We start from the raw sequence: 16,448 nt of genomic DNA, 5'->3' as shown, positions 1-16,448 counted from the left end.
CCTCCCTATTTGTTGCGGTAACTGTCACGCTTTAACTTTTTAAAATTCTTGTCAGCTTCTCTTTTCATTTTCTTTTTATAACCAGGTTTCACCTTTTTAGGCTTTCTAACCATCGCTTTCGCTTTTTTCTCCATCCCTGATGCTGTTCGGGTTCTTTTTTCTCTGTCTTTATAGGACTTCGCTTCTTTCCATTCCCCATCTTTTACTTCATAGAAGGTAAACGCAAGCCCCTGCTTTTCCAGCTTTTCAATCAACGGCAGATCTTCTTCTGTATAAAGGTTGATAGCTGTACCTTCTAATCCGGCACGAGCTGTTCTTCCTACCCGGTGGATATAGAACTCTTCTTCTTTTGGCATCTGAGCATTTATTACGTGACTAACGCCTTGAATATCTATACCTCTTGAAGCTAGGTCTGTCGCTACAATATATTGATATTTTAAATTTTGCAGTTCTTTCAGCATACGCTTCCGCTCACGAGGACTTAAGCCTCCATGAATAACACCGGCTTCCAATCCCCGCTCTAATAAATCTCCGGCCAGCTCGTCCGCCTTGTCTTTTCCATTTGTAAATATAATGGCAAGATACGGCTGAATCGCTTTTGAAATATCAATAATTACATCAGCCGGGTTTTTATGTCTTAACGCTACGAGACGGTGCTCCATCAATTCTGGAGAAGGCTTACTATCCTCGATTTTTATATGTGTCGGGTTGGTAAGGTACTTTTTCAAAAATGGTTGAAGTCTTTCTGGAATCGTTGCTGAGAAGACAAGCAGCTGGACATTTTCATTTGTCCGGACAAGAATTTGATCCACGTCTTCAATAAACCCTAAATCCACCATGAGATCAGCCTCATCCAAAACAAAAGATGCTGTTTTTGACATATCCAGTGCTTCTTCTTTCACCATATCTAAAATTCTTCCTGGAGTGCCGACAACAATTTGAGGAGGATTGCCTTTTAGCTTTTCCATCATCTTCTGCTTATCTGTACCGCCAATTACAAGGCTTGATCTCCATTCACCTTTTTTATCGGCGTAATCAATAGATTTTTTTACTTCTTCATGTATTTGAATCGCCAGTTCCCGTGTCGGTGCGGCAATGACAAACTGAACGTGGGAGGCTTCTCCTGCCATTTCATTAAACAGTGGAAGCAGATAGGCATGTGTTTTCCCAGAACCAGTATGGGATTGCCCAATAATACTTTCTCCTCGAAGAACAGCTGGTATTACTTTTCGCTGAATTGGTGTAGGCTCTTTAAAACCGTAACCTTCAATAATAGTTCCGACCGTTTCCTGGATATCGAATTGATAAAACATATGGTTGCTCATAAACGTACTCCTTTAATGTATAATGTTCCTATTATATTATAAGGCACAGGCTGTAGAATTGCACGATCTGATAAGATTCTTTGTTTTCTGACGCTATAGGCTTTATAATAATGGGTGGAAGTTAGTTTTAGATGTGTACACAAAGAGGAGGATTTATGCAATGGAAGTCATAAAAATCGCCCCTCGCGGTTATTGTTATGGAGTGGTTGATGCTATGGTCATTGCCCAAAACGCAGCAAAAGACCCTAATTTACCACGGCCAATATATATTCTAGGAATGATTGTGCATAATTCACACGTTACGAAGGCATTTGAAGATGAAGGTATTATAACAGTAGATGGAAAAAACCGTCTGGATTTACTGGACGGCATTAATGATGGCACTGTTATTTTTACAGCTCATGGAGTCTCACCTGAAGTAAAAGAACGCGCAAAGAAAAAAGGACTGACGACACTTGACGCTACATGCCCTGACGTAACCAACACCCATAACCTCATTCGTGATCGAGTGGCTGATGGCTATGAGATTATTTATGTCGGTAAAAAAGGCCACCCTGAACCTGAAGGAGCCGTAGGTGTTGCTCCAGGCAAAGTCCACTTAGTAGAAAATGAAGAGGACGTGGAAAACCTGGAAATAGACCACGACAAGCTTATGATTACCAATCAGACGACGATGAGTCAGTGGGATGTTTATGACGTAATGGAAAAAGTAAAAGAAAAATATCCTCACGTTGAGAAGCATCAGGAAATTTGCATGGCTACACAAGTTCGTCAGGAAGCTGTTTCCGAACAGGCAAAAGAAGCAGACTTAACACTTGTTGTCGGTGATCCAAAGAGTAATAACTCTAACCGTCTTGCTCAGGTCTCCATTGAAATTGCCGGCACTCAAGCCTATCGCATTGCTGATGTTACCGAAATTGATCTCAGTTGGCTTGAGGGTGTATCTAAAGTAGCCGTCACAGCGGGAGCTTCGACTCCTACACCTATAACAAAAGAAGTGATAAAATTCATCGAACAGTATGATCCAAATAACGAAGATACTTGGGTGCTGGAATCAAAAGTTGAGCAGAAAAAAATACTCCCTCGTGTCAAAGCAAAAAAGAAATAATGATGAAACCCCTTCGAAAATTTTCGAAGGGGTTTTTCTTTACATAAACCGAAAGGGTTCTGTGTCCACATTAGAAATAAGAACAGTTCCTAATTGACTTACGTTTTTCTCCAAATAATCTTTTACATAAGTATGCACAACTTTTTCAACATGGTGGCCTGGATCAATTAGGGATAATCCCGCTTCCACAGCATCCTGAGCTGTATGGAAAGACAAATCACCCGTAATGTAAACATCGGCTCCTTTTCTTAATGCATCTTTATAGTAGTTTTCTCCGCTGCCACCTAGAAGAGCAACTTTCTTCACTTTTTGACGGGCATTTCCACAGTAACGAAGCTGAGGGACTTGATATTTATCTTTGACGAGCATACAGAGGGCTTCTAGCGTCATTTCTTCTTCTAATTCACCTAATCTGCCTACTCCGTAAGATTTCCCTTCATTTAACAACTGAATTAAATCATAGGCAGCTTCTTCGTATGGATGAGATTCATTCATGGCCTTTAGCACTTTTTGAGTAAGGAAAGAAGGCACAATCGTCTCAATACGCTTTTCTTCTACTCGTTCAAGCTCTCCTGTTGACCCGATATAAGGATCACTTCCTTCAAGAGGTTTAAAGGTTCCTTCTCCATTAACCTGATAAGTACAGTGGCTGTAGTCCCCTATATAGCCGGCTCCTGCCTCACTCATCGCATCTCTGACCTTGTCTGCATGACTTACAGGGACATAAACTGCCAGCTTCAATAGAGATTCGTTCGTCGTTTCAATAAGCGGTTTAATGTCTCTTAATCCAATAAGTTCAGCAAGCGCATCATTGACACCACCATCTGCAATGTCCAGATTGGTATGGGAGGCATAGACGGAAATATCGTTTTGAATTAATTTACGAATGACCCGGCCCTTTGGCGTACTGAAATCAATTTGATTCAACTTCTTAAACAACAAAGGGTGATGAGCAATAATAAGATTGACATTCTTTTCTACAGCTTCATCCACAACTTCTTCCAGTACATCAAGCGTTACCATAACATTTTCCACTGGCTGGTCCAGCGAACCAACCTGCAGTCCAACATTGTCCCACTCGAAAGCGAATTTTTTCGGGGCCAGCTTTTCAAGCTGATTGACGATTTCTCTAACAGTAACGGTCATTCGTTTAACTCCTCCTTTAACCACATAATTTGTTCTTCAAATTTTTTAACCTTTGCTTCCTCCGCATTCTTGGATTGCTTTATTTGTTCCAAAATCATTAATTTCTTCTTTTTTTCATCATTCCATTTTTCAAAGAAAGCCTTGTTTTTCTCTTGCATGAGATATGGACCGAGCCACATTTCTTTCTCAAGATTATCTTCATTATACGGCGATGGGCCTTCGCCTCGATCAGCAACAAGAATTTCATAGATATGGCCATTCTCTTCAATTATTCTTTCTGCAGTCAGATTGTAGCCATTTTCATAAAACCATTTTCTAACAGAACGGGCATCAATATTAGGCTGTGCGATAATTCTAGTTACATCTTTGAGTTTCCCATTACCCTTTTCAAGAATATCCTTAATCAATGGCCCTCCCATTCCTGCAATTACTACCTGATTTACTCTACCATCAATAACTTCCAGTCCGTTACCTTTTCTTACTTCAATCACATGTTCAAGCTGGTTTTCTTCAACTTCTTTCCTTGCGCTAAGAAAAGGTCCTTCATTTAATTCTCCGGCTATCGCCCGAGCTGTTGGCTTATTTAAGCACACATAGCACGGAAGGTAAGCGTGATCAGATCCAATATCTGCAAAAAACACCGGATCTATAAGAAAATCCGCGACTTCTTTTAATCGCTGGGACAATTGTTTTCCGTTCATATAAAATCCCTCTCATAAAAAGAAAAGCTTCCTGAAAGGGCAGAAAGCTTTTCCACTTAATTTATTGGTGTTCCTCAGCCAGCCACTCGGCTAACGTGGCCGCGTCATCACCTGTGTAAAGTCCAGCAGGCATAGCTCCGCCGCCCTTACCATTTTCGATAATTTCTTGAATTTCTGCAGCATCATATTTTGAACCGACTTGCTGAAGGTTTGGACCATTTGCCCCTTCAAGATCGCCGCCGTGACAGCTGGCACATGAATCCTGAAACATTTCTTCAGGTCCTGCTGCGGTTTCCTCTTCTTCTCCGCTTTCTTCATTTTGAATAGCTTGTCTCTCGTTAACTCCCACGGATGATACGACCACCATCACAACAATCCCCAGCACTGCGATCAGTGCAAAAGGAATCAAAGGGTTTCTTTTCATCAGCTGCATCCTCCTTATGTATCCCTTGAAAATTGGCTTATGCCTTACAGACTAATTTTATTTTACTTTAAAATCCCCTGTCAGGAAAGGGGAAAGGTTCAAAAACTAATAAAAGTAAACGTATCACTATCTACTTTCATCCCAAAAGACCATTACTGGCATCAACTTTGAACATCCAGAAATTCCCCAGGAAATAAAAGGTATAAATTAGAACTGACAAAATGTCCGCTTGCTATGTATTAGGAAATGAAAGCCTTATAAAAAAAGAGTTCTTACAAATGTCGACAAAAGTCTTGTTTGCATTATAATTCCCACTTCAGTAAAATTAATGACAAGAAATGAAAGCGGAACCAAAAATAAAGAAAGAGTCAGCCAGCTATATTCAGCTGGCCTGAAAGTTCTCTATTTCTTTTTAGTTCAGTGCCCAACTTTTTCATAAAATAAATGTTCTATTTAATGAGCTTGAAGTTGAGGAACATGTGAAAAGCTCAACACAAAGCGATTTATTCCATAAAATCTTTTAACCGCTTGCTGCGGCTTGGGTGTCTTAACTTTCTAAGTGCTTTCGCTTCAATCTGACGAATACGTTCACGGGTCACTCCAAAGACCTTACCTACTTCTTCTAGAGTACGTGTACGGCCATCATCAAGTCCAAAACGCAGACGAAGTACGTTTTCTTCTCTGTCTGTTAACGTATCAAGCACATCTTCAAGCTGTTCTTTTAAGAGCTCATAAGCAGCATGGTCAGAAGGTGAAGTAGCCTCCTGGTCCTCAATGAAATCACCGAGATGGGAATCATCTTCTTCCCCGATCGGTGTTTCTAAAGATACAGGTTCCTGAGCAATTTTGAGAATCTCTCTTACCTTATCAGGTGTAAGCTCCATATCCTGGGCGATTTCTTCAGGCGTCGGCTCGCGTCCAAGATCCTGAAGAAGCTGTCGCTGTACACGGATTAACTTATTAATAGTTTCGACCATGTGAACAGGAATACGAATGGTTCTCGCCTGATCGGCAATTGCACGAGTGATAGCTTGTCTGATCCACCATGTGGCATACGTACTAAACTTGTAACCTTTACGGTAATCGAATTTTTCTACAGCTTTAATCAGACCCATGTTACCTTCCTGGATCAGATCAAGGAAAAGCATCCCTCTTCCTACATACCTTTTGGCAATACTGACGACTAGTCGCAGGTTGGCTTCTGCTAGTTCGCGTTTCGCTTCTTCATCGCCATTCTCAATACGCTGGGCCAGGCTGATTTCATCATTAGCGGAAAGCAGATTTACTCGTCCGATTTCTTTAAGATACATACGAACAGGATCATTTATTTTGACTCCTGGCGGCACACTTAAATCATTAAGATTAAATTCTTCTTCCTTATTCAACTGCTGCATACTTGGATCCTGATCAGAATCTCCGATTACTTCAACACCCTGCTCAGTTAAGAACTCGTAATATTCATCCATTTGGTCGGAATCCAATTCAAAACTTGAAAGTTTTTCAGCTACTTCTTCGTAGGCGAGGATCCCGCGTTTTTTACCTATTTCAAGCAATTGTTCTTTTGCCTGCTCCAAGGTTAGCTCGCTATCATTTTCTTTAGAACGTGATGGCTGTTGTTTCTTATCTGCCATGAGTCCCCCTCCTTCCAACTATCCATACCAATTATTAAATGTTTCTCATCTCTTTTTTTCTTTTTAAAACTTCCATAGCAATCTGTGCGGCTTTGACAGGATCATTATGCTGTTCTGCTAATTTCTGTTCTTCTATGAGCCCTTTAATATCTGTCCGGTCTGTTTTTTCCGCTTTGATACGATAAATGTAATCTGCGAGTTCCTGATCCGTCACCTCTTCCCCTATTGGCGACATGGCCAGCTGAACTGCAAGCTCCTTAATGGATGGATCGTCAAGGCGTTCCACAAACTGACTGATATCAGATTCATGACCGTCTTCATAATATGCATACAAATGGGTAACAATAACCTGATGCTCGGAAATATTGAATGCTCCCCCTATTTCTTCTTGCACTTTCTCTGCAATTACTGGGTTATTGAGCATAATGGCAACCAGTTTTCTTTCAGCATTGTGAAAAGCGGGCAGCAATTTACTTTGCATTGGGGCTCGCGCCTGAGGCTTCTCTACATTCGGTACAGGGCGCCCCGGAGTATAACTCTTTTTCCTGACCTCATCAGCTTCCTGCTTCAATGTTTCTACGGCAATATCAAATTCCCTGGCAATCTCATGTAAATAGTGTTCCCTTTCGATTGCCCGATCAAGCTTTGCAACTTCCTGTACTACCTTTTCGATATAAGCAATGCGATCTCCTTCTAATTGAAGGTTATAATTTCTTTTCCAATAATTTATAATAAAGGAAGTATACGGATCACTAGGATCTAACACTTCTGATTTAAAGCGCTCTCCGCCAAATTTCTTTATATAATCATCAGGATCCATACCCTCAGGCAGACGGGCTGTTTTTACTGTGCATCCGGTTTGTTTTAAAATTTCACCGGCTTTTACAGTCGCCTGCTGACCGGCCTTATCTCCGTCATAGCAGATGATAATCTCATCTGCATAGCGCTTCAGGAGCTGAGCTTGTGTCTGAGAAACAGCCGTTCCCATTGTACCTACACCATTGTGAATGCCTGCCTGATCAGCGGAAATAACATCTGCAAATCCTTCAAATAAAACGACAGTTTTCGATTTACGAATAGTAGAGCGTGCAGAGTCGAAATTGTAAAGCAGCCTGTTTTTCTGAAAAAGATTTGTTTCAGGGCTGTTTAAATACTTTGGACTTTGATCACCCATTGCTCTTCCTGCAAAGGCAACCGTCTTACCGAGGTGATTACGCAATGGAAACATAATCCTCGCTCGAAACCGATCGGAATATTCACCCTGATCATTTACAACGAGCAGACCTGCCTTAACCATCGTCTGGGGATGAAACCCCTTCTTTTCAAGAAATGTGACGACAAATTCCTGTGAAGGAGGAGAAAATCCTAACGAATACTTTTCAATGATTTCGTCGGTAAATCCTCTCTCGTGCAGGTATGAAAGAGCTTCTTTGCCTTCTTTCGAATGCCTCAAAAGGTGATGATACAGTTTGGTGAGCCACATGTGGGCATCTAACACATTCTGGGCTTCTGGATCATGCGGCTTGGAAGTTTCTTCTCCAAGATCATCCGGAAGCTGAACACCAGCTTTTTCAGCGACCGTTTTAACGGCCTGGATAAAGGAGTAACCTTCCAATTCCATTAGAAAAGAATAGACATTTCCACCTTTACCGCAACCAAAGCAGTGAAAGATCTGCTTATCACTGGATACCGAAAAAGACGGCGTGTTTTCACCGTGAAAAGGGCAAAGTCCAAAGTAGTTTCTTCCCTGCCTTTTCAGTTGCACATAGTCCCCGATTATATCGGCTATATCCACGGACTTTCTAATTTCATCAACAGTTTCTTCTGGGATACGTCCAGCCATAAAATCACCATACCAGTACTAGAATACTTTATATCCCGCTTTCCCTGATACTCATTTGCAGAACATCATCTAATGTTCGGGAAAATTGTTCACGGTCTTCTGTAGTAAAAGCTTTTGGCCCCTTCCATTTCTTCTTGCGCTTAAGAGTCCGCTGCCGGAGGTGCTTTTGATTCATAATTTGAACCGCATCCCCTTCGTTAATTAGTTTACCTCGTGGTGTAAGGACATAAACCCTCTGAGGTGTGAGAAGCACTCCGAGAGATAAATCTTGAGTGATCACTATATCATGCGGTTTTACATGATTTAATATATACAGATCGACACTTTGGGACCCATGGTCAAGGTAGATCCACTCTTCCCCTGATGGGTCCGGCTTATAGTGATTGATCGTTGCAACGAATTGAGGTGTGGTATGAAATTTGTTACACACAGCAGTGATCTCTTTTTGAACAGGACAGCTGTCTGCATCTACCCATACTTTGCTTTTAGTTTTCGGCATAATTCAGTAATTCTACAATAATCCGTAGATTCCTGCCCTTTTCTTAATGTTTGATTTTTCTGAAAAGTATTTCAGACAACATATATTATGACTATTTTTACACAAATATCTATTATAATACATGAATTTGATAAAATCTATATATATTATCAAAATTTCCTCAAAAAAGTCGCGCTTTGGGCTCACAAGCGCGACTTTTTTGAGATTTATCTCGACTGCTGTCTCATTATGTTAAGAATAATATTAGCTGTTTCTTCAACTGCTTTATGAGAAACATCAATAACCTCACAGCCTATTCTATCAACAACGGAGTTAAAATGTCTAATTTCCTGCTTGATCCGATCCATATTTGCATAACTTGCTTCTGACCCCAGACCCAGTGATTTAAGACGCTCTTTCCGAATGTCATTTAGTTTTTGCGGGCTGATTTTTAAACCAATGCATTTTTTTGGATCGACTTCGTATAGTTCTTCAGGAGGCTCTACTTCAGGAACGATCGGAACATTAGCCACCTTCAAACGTTTGTGTGCTAAATATTGGGACAACGGAGTTTTTGATGTACGTGATACACCAATTAGTACAATATCAGCTTTTGGGATGCCTCTTGCATCCCTGCCGTCGTCATATTTCACAGCAAACTCGATGGCTTCCACCCGTTTGAAATAGTCTGCATCAAGCTTATGGACAAGACCCGGTTCAAGCCTTGGCTCAGTCTTTAAGAAGCGCTGCATTGCATCCATCATCGGCCCCATAATATCTACACATTCCAAATTAAGTTCGTTTGCTTTCTCAAGCAGGTATTGACGGAATTCAGGATTAACGAGAGTGAATCCAATTAAAGCATTATGTTCTTTTGCCTGAGCAATGGCTTCGTTAATAGTTCCCTTATCCTCTACATACGGAATCCGCTGGACTTCATACGGTCCATCATCATATTGACTGAGTGCGGCTTTAACAACTAGTTCTGCTGTTTCCCCTACTGAATCTGACAAAATATAGATGATTGGTTTTCCCACTAGTTCCCTCTCTCCTTTATGAAAGGATTCTTTTTACAAATGCTGATCTGTTCCAAGCTCGACTAATGCTTTAGTTATACTTGTTTTTGTTAAACGTCCGACAACTTCATATCCTTCTTCAACAGGCTTGATGACAGGAAGTGCATCAATCTGCTTCTCAATCAATTTTTGTGCAGCATCTAGCAGCAGATCTTCTTTTTCACAAATTGAGATATTTGGCATGCGTGTCATAATAATATGAACAGGGACAGAAGTTAAGTCCTGATTTCCGATACTTGCCCGCAGCAAGTCTTTCCTGGATAAAACACCCACTAGTAATGATTGCTTATTTGTAACAAAAAGGGTCCCGACATCTTCCAAAAACATTGTACATATCGCATCATAAGCAGAGACGTCTTCTGCTACTACTACCGGGAGCGCCTGATACTCATGTACTTTAAATTTTTTAAGCTTTTCAGTTAATAGCTCTGAACCAGTTTTCCCCGTAAAAAAGTAGCCGACCCGGGGGCGGGCATCTAAGAATCCGGCCATCGTTAGAATAGCTAGATCCGGTCTTAGTGTTGCCCGCGTCAGACTAAGTTGATCGGCTATGTTTTCACCCGTGATCGGGCCGCGTTCTTTTACTATTTGAATGATCTGTTCCTGTCTACTGGATAGTTCCATTCTTTCACCACCCTAATTACCAACTGTGACATACTATTCTGTAATTATTATATCCTATTTAACTGTGATGGTAAAAGAATGATTTTAAAACTGTTGTTTCCACTCGATACTTGTCAAGTCAGCAAAAGCGAGAATGTCCGCAGACAATGTATTCAGAAGCGCCAGTCTATTCTGTTTCAACTTTTCATCCTCAGTCATTACCATCGTCTGGTCGAAAAATGAATGAATGGGCTGTGCCAGCTTAGACAGCTCTTCTAATGCCTTCTGCGGGTTCTCTTCCTCAAGAAGCTTACGATATGCCGGCTGGACCTCACAATACGTTTTATAAAGCTTTTCTTCTGACGCATTTTCAAACAGCGTTTCGTTTACTTGAGTGCTGTCTGCTTTTTTTGCTAAATTTAAAACTCGGCCTAAGGCTTCATGAACAGGCTTAAACGATTCCTCATTCCGTTTATTCATAAGAAGTTCAGCTTTTTCAAGGGTTACTTTATATACTTGGATTCCCTTTGCAAGAACGGCATCCACGACATCTGGAGCAATCTTTTCATCTTTTAAAAGATAAGCAGCTCTTGTCCGGAAGAAATCATGTACAGATAAAGTAAGTTCATCACGTTCTGCTGTCGGCAGTTTCCATTCATAATATCGTTCAATAACTGCATCTAATAGATCTTCCACGGACACTGACCATTCAAATTCTTTGAGAATCTGCAGAATACCTAATGACTGACGGCGTAATCCGTAGGGATCCTGAGATCCTGTCGGCAAATTCCCTATAGCAATGGAACCGATGATTGTATCTAATTTATCAGCTACACTTACAATGGCTCCAATTGTAGATTCAGGAAGATCTCCGTTTGCTGAACGGGGCATATAATGTTCTTTAATCGCTGCGGCCACTTCCTCATCTTCTCCAAACAGTCTTGCATACTTTTCTCCCATAATTCCCTGCAGATCAGAAAATTCGTCCACCATTTGAGTAACAAGATCAAATTTGCAGATTTCGGCAGCTCTTACGGCTTGCACTTGCTGTCCCTCATCTAAGGAAAGTTTTTCACTTAAATAACCTGTGATGTTTTTCACCCGGTCTACTTTATCAGCAAGTGTTCCTAATTCTACTTGATATACCATCCGTTTCAGTTTCTCAAGCTTTTTATCGATAGAACCCTTCTGATCTTCATTGTAGAAAAACTGAGCATCTGAAAGTCTGGCCTTCAGTACCTTTTCATTCCCTCTTGCCACTGTATCAATATGACGATCGTCACCATTTCTTACTGCGACAAAGTTAGGAAGCAGTTCTCCATCAGCTGAGCGAACCGGAAAATAACGCTGGTGTTCTTTCATAGACATAATTAATGCTTCTTCCGGAACATTAAGAAACTCATCACTGAATGAGCCGCTGAAGACGGCCGGGTATTCCACTAAGTGTGTAACTTCTTTTAAAAGCTCAGGATCCTGAATGATATTCCAGCCTTTTTCTTTTTCAAGCTTACGAAGCTGTTCCGCAATTTCAGCTTTTCTTTTATCTCCATCAGCGATAACAAACTGTTTAGAAAGAGTTTCTTCATACTGACTCGCATGATCAATCGTCGTTAATTCTCCTAGAAAACGATGTCCGTATGTCTTATTCCCCGTGGATACCCCTTCAATTTTAAAAGGAATAATTTCATCTTCAATTAAAGCGACCATCCAGCGGATTGGCCGGATATAACGAAGGTTTAAATCCGCCCATCGCATGTTTTTAGGGAAGTTGAGGCTTAAAATTACTTCTTTAAAACCTGTTAATAGCTCTTTCGTCGGTTTTCCCTGCACAAATTTTTTAACATGGGCATAGTCTACACCCTTAACCTCTTTAAAATAAATGTCTTCTACGTCTTTACCTTGACCTTTAGAGAATCCGATGGCTGCTTTTGACCAGCTGCCATTCTCATCAACTGCAACCTTTCTTGCAGGTCCTTTTGCTTCTTCCTCAAGATCCGGCTGCTTATTTTCAGCACCGGAAATTCCCACGGCCAGCCGCCTTGGAGTAGAGAAGCCTTTTACAGACTGGTAAGGAATTCGATTATCTTCCAACCATTTTTTTGTGTTATTTACTAGCTGATCCAGGGCATCATCGATAAACCGTGCCGGCATTTCCTCAAGACCGATCTCAAATAAAATTGAATTACTCATGAGAGGACTCCCCCTTCTGAAGCATTGGATAGCCTAATCTTTCTCGTTCTTCTACATAGGTTTTTGCAATTGCTCTTGCTAAATTTCTAACCCTGGAAATATAGCCTGTGCGCTCAGTTACTGAGATCACGCCTTTCGCATCAAGCAAATTAAACGTATGTGAGCATTTCAGTACGTAATCATAAGCAGGAAAGACAAGCCCTTTTTCCATAATGCGCTTCGCTTCCTGCTCATAAGTTGAAAAGAGAGTAAACAGCATATCATCATCAGATTCTTCAAAAGTATAAACAGAATGTTCGTATTCCGGCTGAGTAAAAATATCTCCAACTGTTACACCATTTGTCCATTCAAGATCAAAGACATTCTCTTTATCCTGAATATAAGATGCCAGCCGCTCGATTCCGTAAGTAATTTCAGCTGAGACTGGTCGTGCTTCCAATCCGCCAATTTGTTGAAAATACGTAAATTGGGTAATTTCCATCCCATCAAGCCAAACTTCCCATCCTAACCCAGCTGCACCAAGTGTGGGGTTTTCCCAGTTATCTTCTACAAAACGTATATCATGTTTCTCTGGATCAATACCCAATGCCTTCAAAGAATCGAGATATAATTCCTGGATATTATCCGGGGAAGGCTTCATAATCACCTGAAATTGATGGTGCTGGTATAGACGGTTAGGGTTTTGACCATAGCGTCCGTCAGCTGGACGTCTGGATGGCTCCACATAAGCCACATTCCATGGTTCAGGACCAAGGCTGCGAAGAAGAGTCATAGGAGACATCGTTCCAGCTCCTTTTTCCACATCATAAGCCTGCATCAAAAGACAGCCTTCATTGGACCAATGCTTTTGTAAAGTAAGTATCATGTCTTGAATATTCATCACGTAACCTCCTAATAAGTATAGGTAAACATAAAGAACCCCGTCCCTATGTCTTCTAATTGACATAGGGACGGGGTTTCCGCGGTTCCACCCTATTTGCTTTCATTGAAGAAAGCCGCTTTCACGTACATTGCTCCAGAACGCCTTCACCGGCTTCATGCTGCCCGAATCTCACCATCCCGGACTCTCTAATAACACGAAAAATGCCGATTACTACTTTCCTTCTTTGCAATCAAATATTCAGTAAATAAAATCATACTCCAGGGATCGATCATTTGTCAATCATTATCCTTGAACAGGTCTAGCTGTTTCAAAAACCTTTTTGATTTCAAATGATATCCGCCATAGCGGTCATAATATTCGTCTAAAATCTGCCGGAGTTTTTTCTTATTTTCCTCCTTCATAGATACCTGGCCCAGCCGCTTCACGTCCATATGTAAAAATACCTTAAGAAGTCTAGATAACGGATCTGGTAAGCCGTATGCCTGTGGATCCCGATGCTTACAACGGAAACACAATAAGCCGCCTTCCACAACAGAAAAAGAAAAGGGTCCTTCTTCTCTGCCGCAGTTCAAGCAGGAATCTACCTTTGGTGCAAATCCACCTTTACGGTATACTTTTAGTTCGTACATCATTGCTAAAATTTCCGGGTCTTTATCATCAGCCATCCATGCGAGCGTCTGAAGGAATTGATCAAATAAAAAAGGATCCGGCTGTTTCTCATCTACAAGCTTGTCAGTGAGTTCTGCCAGGAAAGCAGCATAAGCTGCTTTCACAATGTCTTCCCGTATTATACGCAGAGAAGTAAGCATTTCTCCCTGACTTAGAGAACCTAAACCGGACCCTGTCTGGATAAGATATTGACCGTGTATAAACGGCTGGGTAATCGAGGACATCCGGCTTTTCGGTTTCTTTGCTCCTCTGGCCATTACCCCTATTTTACCTTTTTCCCTTGTAAATAAAGTAACGATCTTGTGAGTCTCGCCATAATCACTCGTTCTAAGCACAATGCCTTCTACTTTTTCTAACAAGGTATTCACCTGCTTTTTAAATTAGCTCATCGTTCATACCTTCTGTTGCAGATGTCGCAGGCTCCCCCAATTGTTTACTGTCGTCTTCTAATTCCTTCATTAACAAATAGGTTTCAATGTTTCCTGTCTGTCTAAAAACGTTCCAAGTGACGTCTAGCACAAGAAACTCCCCTTTCTATGAACATAAAAGAATTTCACTACACTATTAGGTTGCTTCATCTACAACAAACAATGAGGCTTAATTTTTTCCAATATTAATATTCATCTTCACGGTAGCCGAAATCACTCAGCTGTATTTGACGGTTTCGCCAGTCTTTTTGTACTTTTACCCAAAGTTCCAGATATACTTTGCTGCCGAGGAGTGTTTCAATGTCTTTCCTGGCCCGCTGTCCAACTTCCTTAAGCATACTCCCCTGTTTGCCGATAATGATTCCCTTTTGCGATTTCCTTTCAACGATGATCATCGCCTGAATAAATACCGCATTTGAATCCTCTCTCGGTTTCATCGTTTCAATAACGACAGCAATTGAGTGTGGAATTTCCTCTCTCGTTAAGTGAAGAACTTTTTCCCGAATCAGCTCACTGACGATAAAACGTTCAGGGTGGTCTGTAATCTGGTCTTCGGGATAAAACTGAGGACCTTCCGGAAGGGCTTTTTTCAATAATTTAAGCAAGTGATCAACATTGTTTCCCTGCAGAGCTGAAATTGGAATGATTTCCTCAAAATCAAGCTTTTCCCTGTACAGATCAATTAAAGGGAGAAGTTCATCCGGGTGAACCTTATCTATTTTGTTGACGATTAAAAAAACAGGCTGCTCCACTCTCTGCAGACGATCGATGATAAATTGATCTCCTCGCCCGTAGCCTTCTTGTGCATTTACCATAAACATAATAGCATCCACTTCATTTAAAGTATTCTCCGCTACTTTGACCATAAAATCGCCCAGTTTATGTTTAGGTTTATGAATACCCGGCGTATCAATAAATATTAGCTGGGCTTCTTTATCTGTTAAAACACCTTGAATCTTATTTCGAGTGGTTTGAGGTTTATCGCTCATAATAGCAATTTTTTCTCCGATAACCCGATTCATAAACGTCGATTTCCCAACGTTTGGTCTTCCAATGATGGCTATAAAGCCTGACTTAAAATTTTCCTGCATGTATGACTTCCTCCGTTATATCATTAAAATAATTCCAATAGTTTTGGTATGAAAATGAGACAGCCTACAACTGCGGCCCCAGTAGCAGCTATCAATACGGCTCCTGCAGCAATATCTTTTATTTCTCCGACCAGCGGATGACGATCAGGAGATAAAAAATCCATAATTCTCTCAATGCTCGTATTAATCATTTCAAGTGCCATTACGATGACAATCATAGTGATCACAAGCGCCCACTCTAATAACGAAATATTAAGGCCATAACTAAAGATGACCACCAGTACAGCTGAAACCGAATGAATTTTAAAATTCCCTTCTTTTCGGTACACCTGTTTTACTCCGTTAAATGCATGGTTAAACCCTATCTTATACTTTCGATTACGACCGTTCAAGTCCGTACTCATTTAAAATTTCCTCTTGCTTCTCAAACATTTTCTTTTCATCTTCCTTTTCAATATGATCGTAACCTAGAAGATGCAGAAAACCATGCAGGGCTAAAAACGCATATTCTCTCTCTGATGAATGGCCATATTCTTCTGCCTGCTGTTTAGCCATATCTGTAGAAATTACAATATCACCTAAAATAACAGGCAAATCCTCATTTTGCGACTGAACTTCGATTTCATCTTCACCAAGCTCCTGCATTGCAAAAGAAATTACATCAGTCGGCTCGTCTTTCTGCCGATAATTCCGATTAATCTCTTGAATTTCTTTATTATTTACAAATGTTACAGACAGCTCCGCTTCAGAAGGAATGTTTTCCTTCTTAGCCGCGAACTGAATTACACGCTCAATTAAATCTACATAATCTTCATCTACTGAATTGGTCTCATCATGGAAATCAATATGAAT

Annotated in this window: 17 protein-coding genes; 1 reads left to right on the top strand and 16 read right to left on the bottom strand. The window is 40.8% G+C overall.

What is annotated here, in order from left to right; genetic code table 11:
- Window positions 1-5: 5 nt before the first annotated feature.
- Entirely contained in the window at window positions 6-1,325 is a 1,320-nt protein-coding gene (locus tag B7E06_RS09835; RefSeq protein ID WP_082233814.1) for a DEAD/DEAH box helicase, read from the bottom strand.
- A gap of 160 nt (window positions 1,326-1,485) precedes the next feature.
- Here B7E06_RS09835 and B7E06_RS09830 point away from each other — a divergent pair, with 160 nt between their 5' ends.
- Complete coding sequence (locus tag B7E06_RS09830) at window positions 1,486-2,433, top strand: 4-hydroxy-3-methylbut-2-enyl diphosphate reductase (protein ID WP_082233813.1); 948 nt, start codon at window positions 1,486-1,488, stop codon at window positions 2,431-2,433.
- Window positions 2,434-2,472: 39 nt separating this feature from the next.
- Here the strand turns inward: B7E06_RS09830 and B7E06_RS09825 are convergent, their stop codons facing one another.
- From B7E06_RS09825 to ybeY, 15 genes are all read right to left on the bottom strand, one after another.
- On the bottom strand, window positions 2,473-3,579 hold the full coding sequence (locus tag B7E06_RS09825; protein WP_082233812.1) for a Nif3-like dinuclear metal center hexameric protein: 1,107 nt from the start codon (window positions 3,577-3,579) through the stop codon (window positions 2,473-2,475).
- Window positions 3,576-4,280: a tRNA (adenine(22)-N(1))-methyltransferase gene (locus B7E06_RS09820; RefSeq protein ID WP_082233811.1), complete on the bottom strand. Its 705-nt coding sequence runs from the start codon at window positions 4,278-4,280 to the stop codon at window positions 3,576-3,578. Before B7E06_RS09820 ends, B7E06_RS09825 begins: the two co-directional genes overlap by 4 nt.
- Window positions 4,281-4,341: 61 nt before the next feature.
- Window positions 4,342-4,704 carry a cytochrome c550 gene (gene cccA, locus B7E06_RS09815; RefSeq protein WP_082233810.1) on the bottom strand — a complete coding sequence of 121 codons (363 nt, stop codon included), beginning with the start codon at window positions 4,702-4,704 and terminating at the stop codon, window positions 4,342-4,344.
- Between the two features lie 503 nt (window positions 4,705-5,207).
- Entirely contained in the window at window positions 5,208-6,335 is a 1,128-nt protein-coding gene (rpoD, locus tag B7E06_RS09810; protein ID WP_082233809.1) for an RNA polymerase sigma factor RpoD, read from the bottom strand.
- Window positions 6,336-6,369: 34 nt separating this feature from the next.
- The gene (gene dnaG, locus B7E06_RS09805; RefSeq protein WP_082233808.1) at window positions 6,370-8,178 is read right to left on the bottom strand and encodes a DNA primase; all 1,809 of its coding nucleotides are present in this window, start codon (window positions 8,176-8,178) and stop codon (window positions 6,370-6,372) included.
- A 28-nt stretch (window positions 8,179-8,206) separates the two neighbouring features.
- Window positions 8,207-8,677 carry a DUF188 domain-containing protein gene (locus B7E06_RS09800; protein ID WP_082233807.1) on the bottom strand — a complete coding sequence of 157 codons (471 nt, stop codon included), beginning with the start codon at window positions 8,675-8,677 and terminating at the stop codon, window positions 8,207-8,209.
- Between the two features lie 206 nt (window positions 8,678-8,883).
- Window positions 8,884-9,693, bottom strand: coding sequence for a pyruvate, water dikinase regulatory protein (locus B7E06_RS09795; protein ID WP_082233806.1), 810 nt, complete (start codon window positions 9,691-9,693; stop codon window positions 8,884-8,886).
- Window positions 9,694-9,726: 33 nt separating this feature from the next.
- Window positions 9,727-10,356: a transcriptional regulator CcpN gene (ccpN, locus tag B7E06_RS09790; protein ID WP_082233805.1), complete on the bottom strand. Its 630-nt coding sequence runs from the start codon at window positions 10,354-10,356 to the stop codon at window positions 9,727-9,729.
- Window positions 10,357-10,440: 84 nt separating this feature from the next.
- Window positions 10,441-12,525 (bottom strand): glycine--tRNA ligase subunit beta, encoded by a 2,085-nt coding sequence (gene glyS / locus B7E06_RS09785; protein ID WP_082233804.1) that lies wholly within the window; start codon window positions 12,523-12,525, stop codon window positions 10,441-10,443.
- Window positions 12,518-13,405, bottom strand: coding sequence for a glycine--tRNA ligase subunit alpha (gene glyQ, locus B7E06_RS09780; protein ID WP_082233803.1), 888 nt, complete (start codon window positions 13,403-13,405; stop codon window positions 12,518-12,520). Before glyQ ends, glyS begins: the two co-directional genes overlap by 8 nt.
- A 278-nt stretch (window positions 13,406-13,683) precedes the next feature.
- Complete coding sequence (gene recO, locus B7E06_RS09775; RefSeq protein ID WP_082233802.1) at window positions 13,684-14,436, bottom strand: DNA repair protein RecO; 753 nt, start codon at window positions 14,434-14,436, stop codon at window positions 13,684-13,686.
- 16 nt (window positions 14,437-14,452) lie between these two features.
- Complete coding sequence (locus B7E06_RS09770) at window positions 14,453-14,596, bottom strand: YqzL family protein (protein WP_082233801.1); 144 nt, start codon at window positions 14,594-14,596, stop codon at window positions 14,453-14,455.
- Window positions 14,597-14,690: 94 nt separating this feature from the next.
- Window positions 14,691-15,596: a GTPase Era gene (gene era / locus B7E06_RS09765; RefSeq protein ID WP_082233800.1), complete on the bottom strand. Its 906-nt coding sequence runs from the start codon at window positions 15,594-15,596 to the stop codon at window positions 14,691-14,693.
- A 23-nt stretch (window positions 15,597-15,619) separates the two neighbouring features.
- Window positions 15,620-16,000 carry a diacylglycerol kinase family protein gene (locus B7E06_RS09760; protein WP_082233799.1) on the bottom strand — a complete coding sequence of 127 codons (381 nt, stop codon included), beginning with the start codon at window positions 15,998-16,000 and terminating at the stop codon, window positions 15,620-15,622.
- Window positions 15,975-16,448, bottom strand: coding sequence for an rRNA maturation RNase YbeY (gene ybeY, locus B7E06_RS09755; RefSeq protein ID WP_082235972.1), 474 nt, complete (start codon window positions 16,446-16,448; stop codon window positions 15,975-15,977). Before ybeY ends, B7E06_RS09760 begins: the two co-directional genes overlap by 26 nt.

This window comes from Halobacillus massiliensis (genome assembly GCF_900166625.1).
GTDB lineage: Bacteria > Bacillota > Bacilli > Bacillales > Halobacillaceae > Halobacillus_A > Halobacillus_A massiliensis.
The sequence above is the reverse complement of the archived record's forward strand: the minus strand, read 5'-3'. Positions and strand labels throughout refer to the sequence as shown.

Excerpts from the sequence above, each read along its gene's own strand:
- B7E06_RS09835 (WP_082233814.1), bottom strand. The coding sequence starts at position 1,325 with ATGAGCAACCATATGTTTTATCAATTCGATATCCAGGAAACGGTCGGA.
- B7E06_RS09830 (WP_082233813.1), top strand. The coding sequence starts at position 1,486 with ATGGAAGTCATAAAAATCGCCCCTCGCGGTTATTGTTATGGAGTGGTT.
- B7E06_RS09825 (WP_082233812.1), bottom strand. The coding sequence starts at position 3,579 with ATGACCGTTACTGTTAGAGAAATCGTCAATCAGCTTGAAAAGCTGGCC.
- B7E06_RS09820 (WP_082233811.1), bottom strand. The coding sequence starts at position 4,280 with ATGAACGGAAAACAATTGTCCCAGCGATTAAAAGAAGTCGCGGATTTT.
- cccA (WP_082233810.1), bottom strand. The coding sequence starts at position 4,704 with ATGAAAAGAAACCCTTTGATTCCTTTTGCACTGATCGCAGTGCTGGGG.
- rpoD (WP_082233809.1), bottom strand. The coding sequence starts at position 6,335 with ATGGCAGATAAGAAACAACAGCCATCACGTTCTAAAGAAAATGATAGC.
- dnaG (WP_082233808.1), bottom strand. The coding sequence starts at position 8,178 with ATGGCTGGACGTATCCCAGAAGAAACTGTTGATGAAATTAGAAAGTCC.
- B7E06_RS09800 (WP_082233807.1), bottom strand. The coding sequence starts at position 8,677 with ATGCCGAAAACTAAAAGCAAAGTATGGGTAGATGCAGACAGCTGTCCT.
- ccpN (WP_082233805.1), bottom strand. The coding sequence starts at position 10,356 with ATGGAACTATCCAGTAGACAGGAACAGATCATTCAAATAGTAAAAGAA.
- glyS (WP_082233804.1), bottom strand. The coding sequence starts at position 12,525 with ATGAGTAATTCAATTTTATTTGAGATCGGTCTTGAGGAAATGCCGGCA.
- glyQ (WP_082233803.1), bottom strand. The coding sequence starts at position 13,405 with ATGAATATTCAAGACATGATACTTACTTTACAAAAGCATTGGTCCAAT.
- era (WP_082233800.1), bottom strand. The coding sequence starts at position 15,596 with ATGCAGGAAAATTTTAAGTCAGGCTTTATAGCCATCATTGGAAGACCA.
- B7E06_RS09760 (WP_082233799.1), bottom strand. The coding sequence starts at position 16,000 with ATGAGTACGGACTTGAACGGTCGTAATCGAAAGTATAAGATAGGGTTT.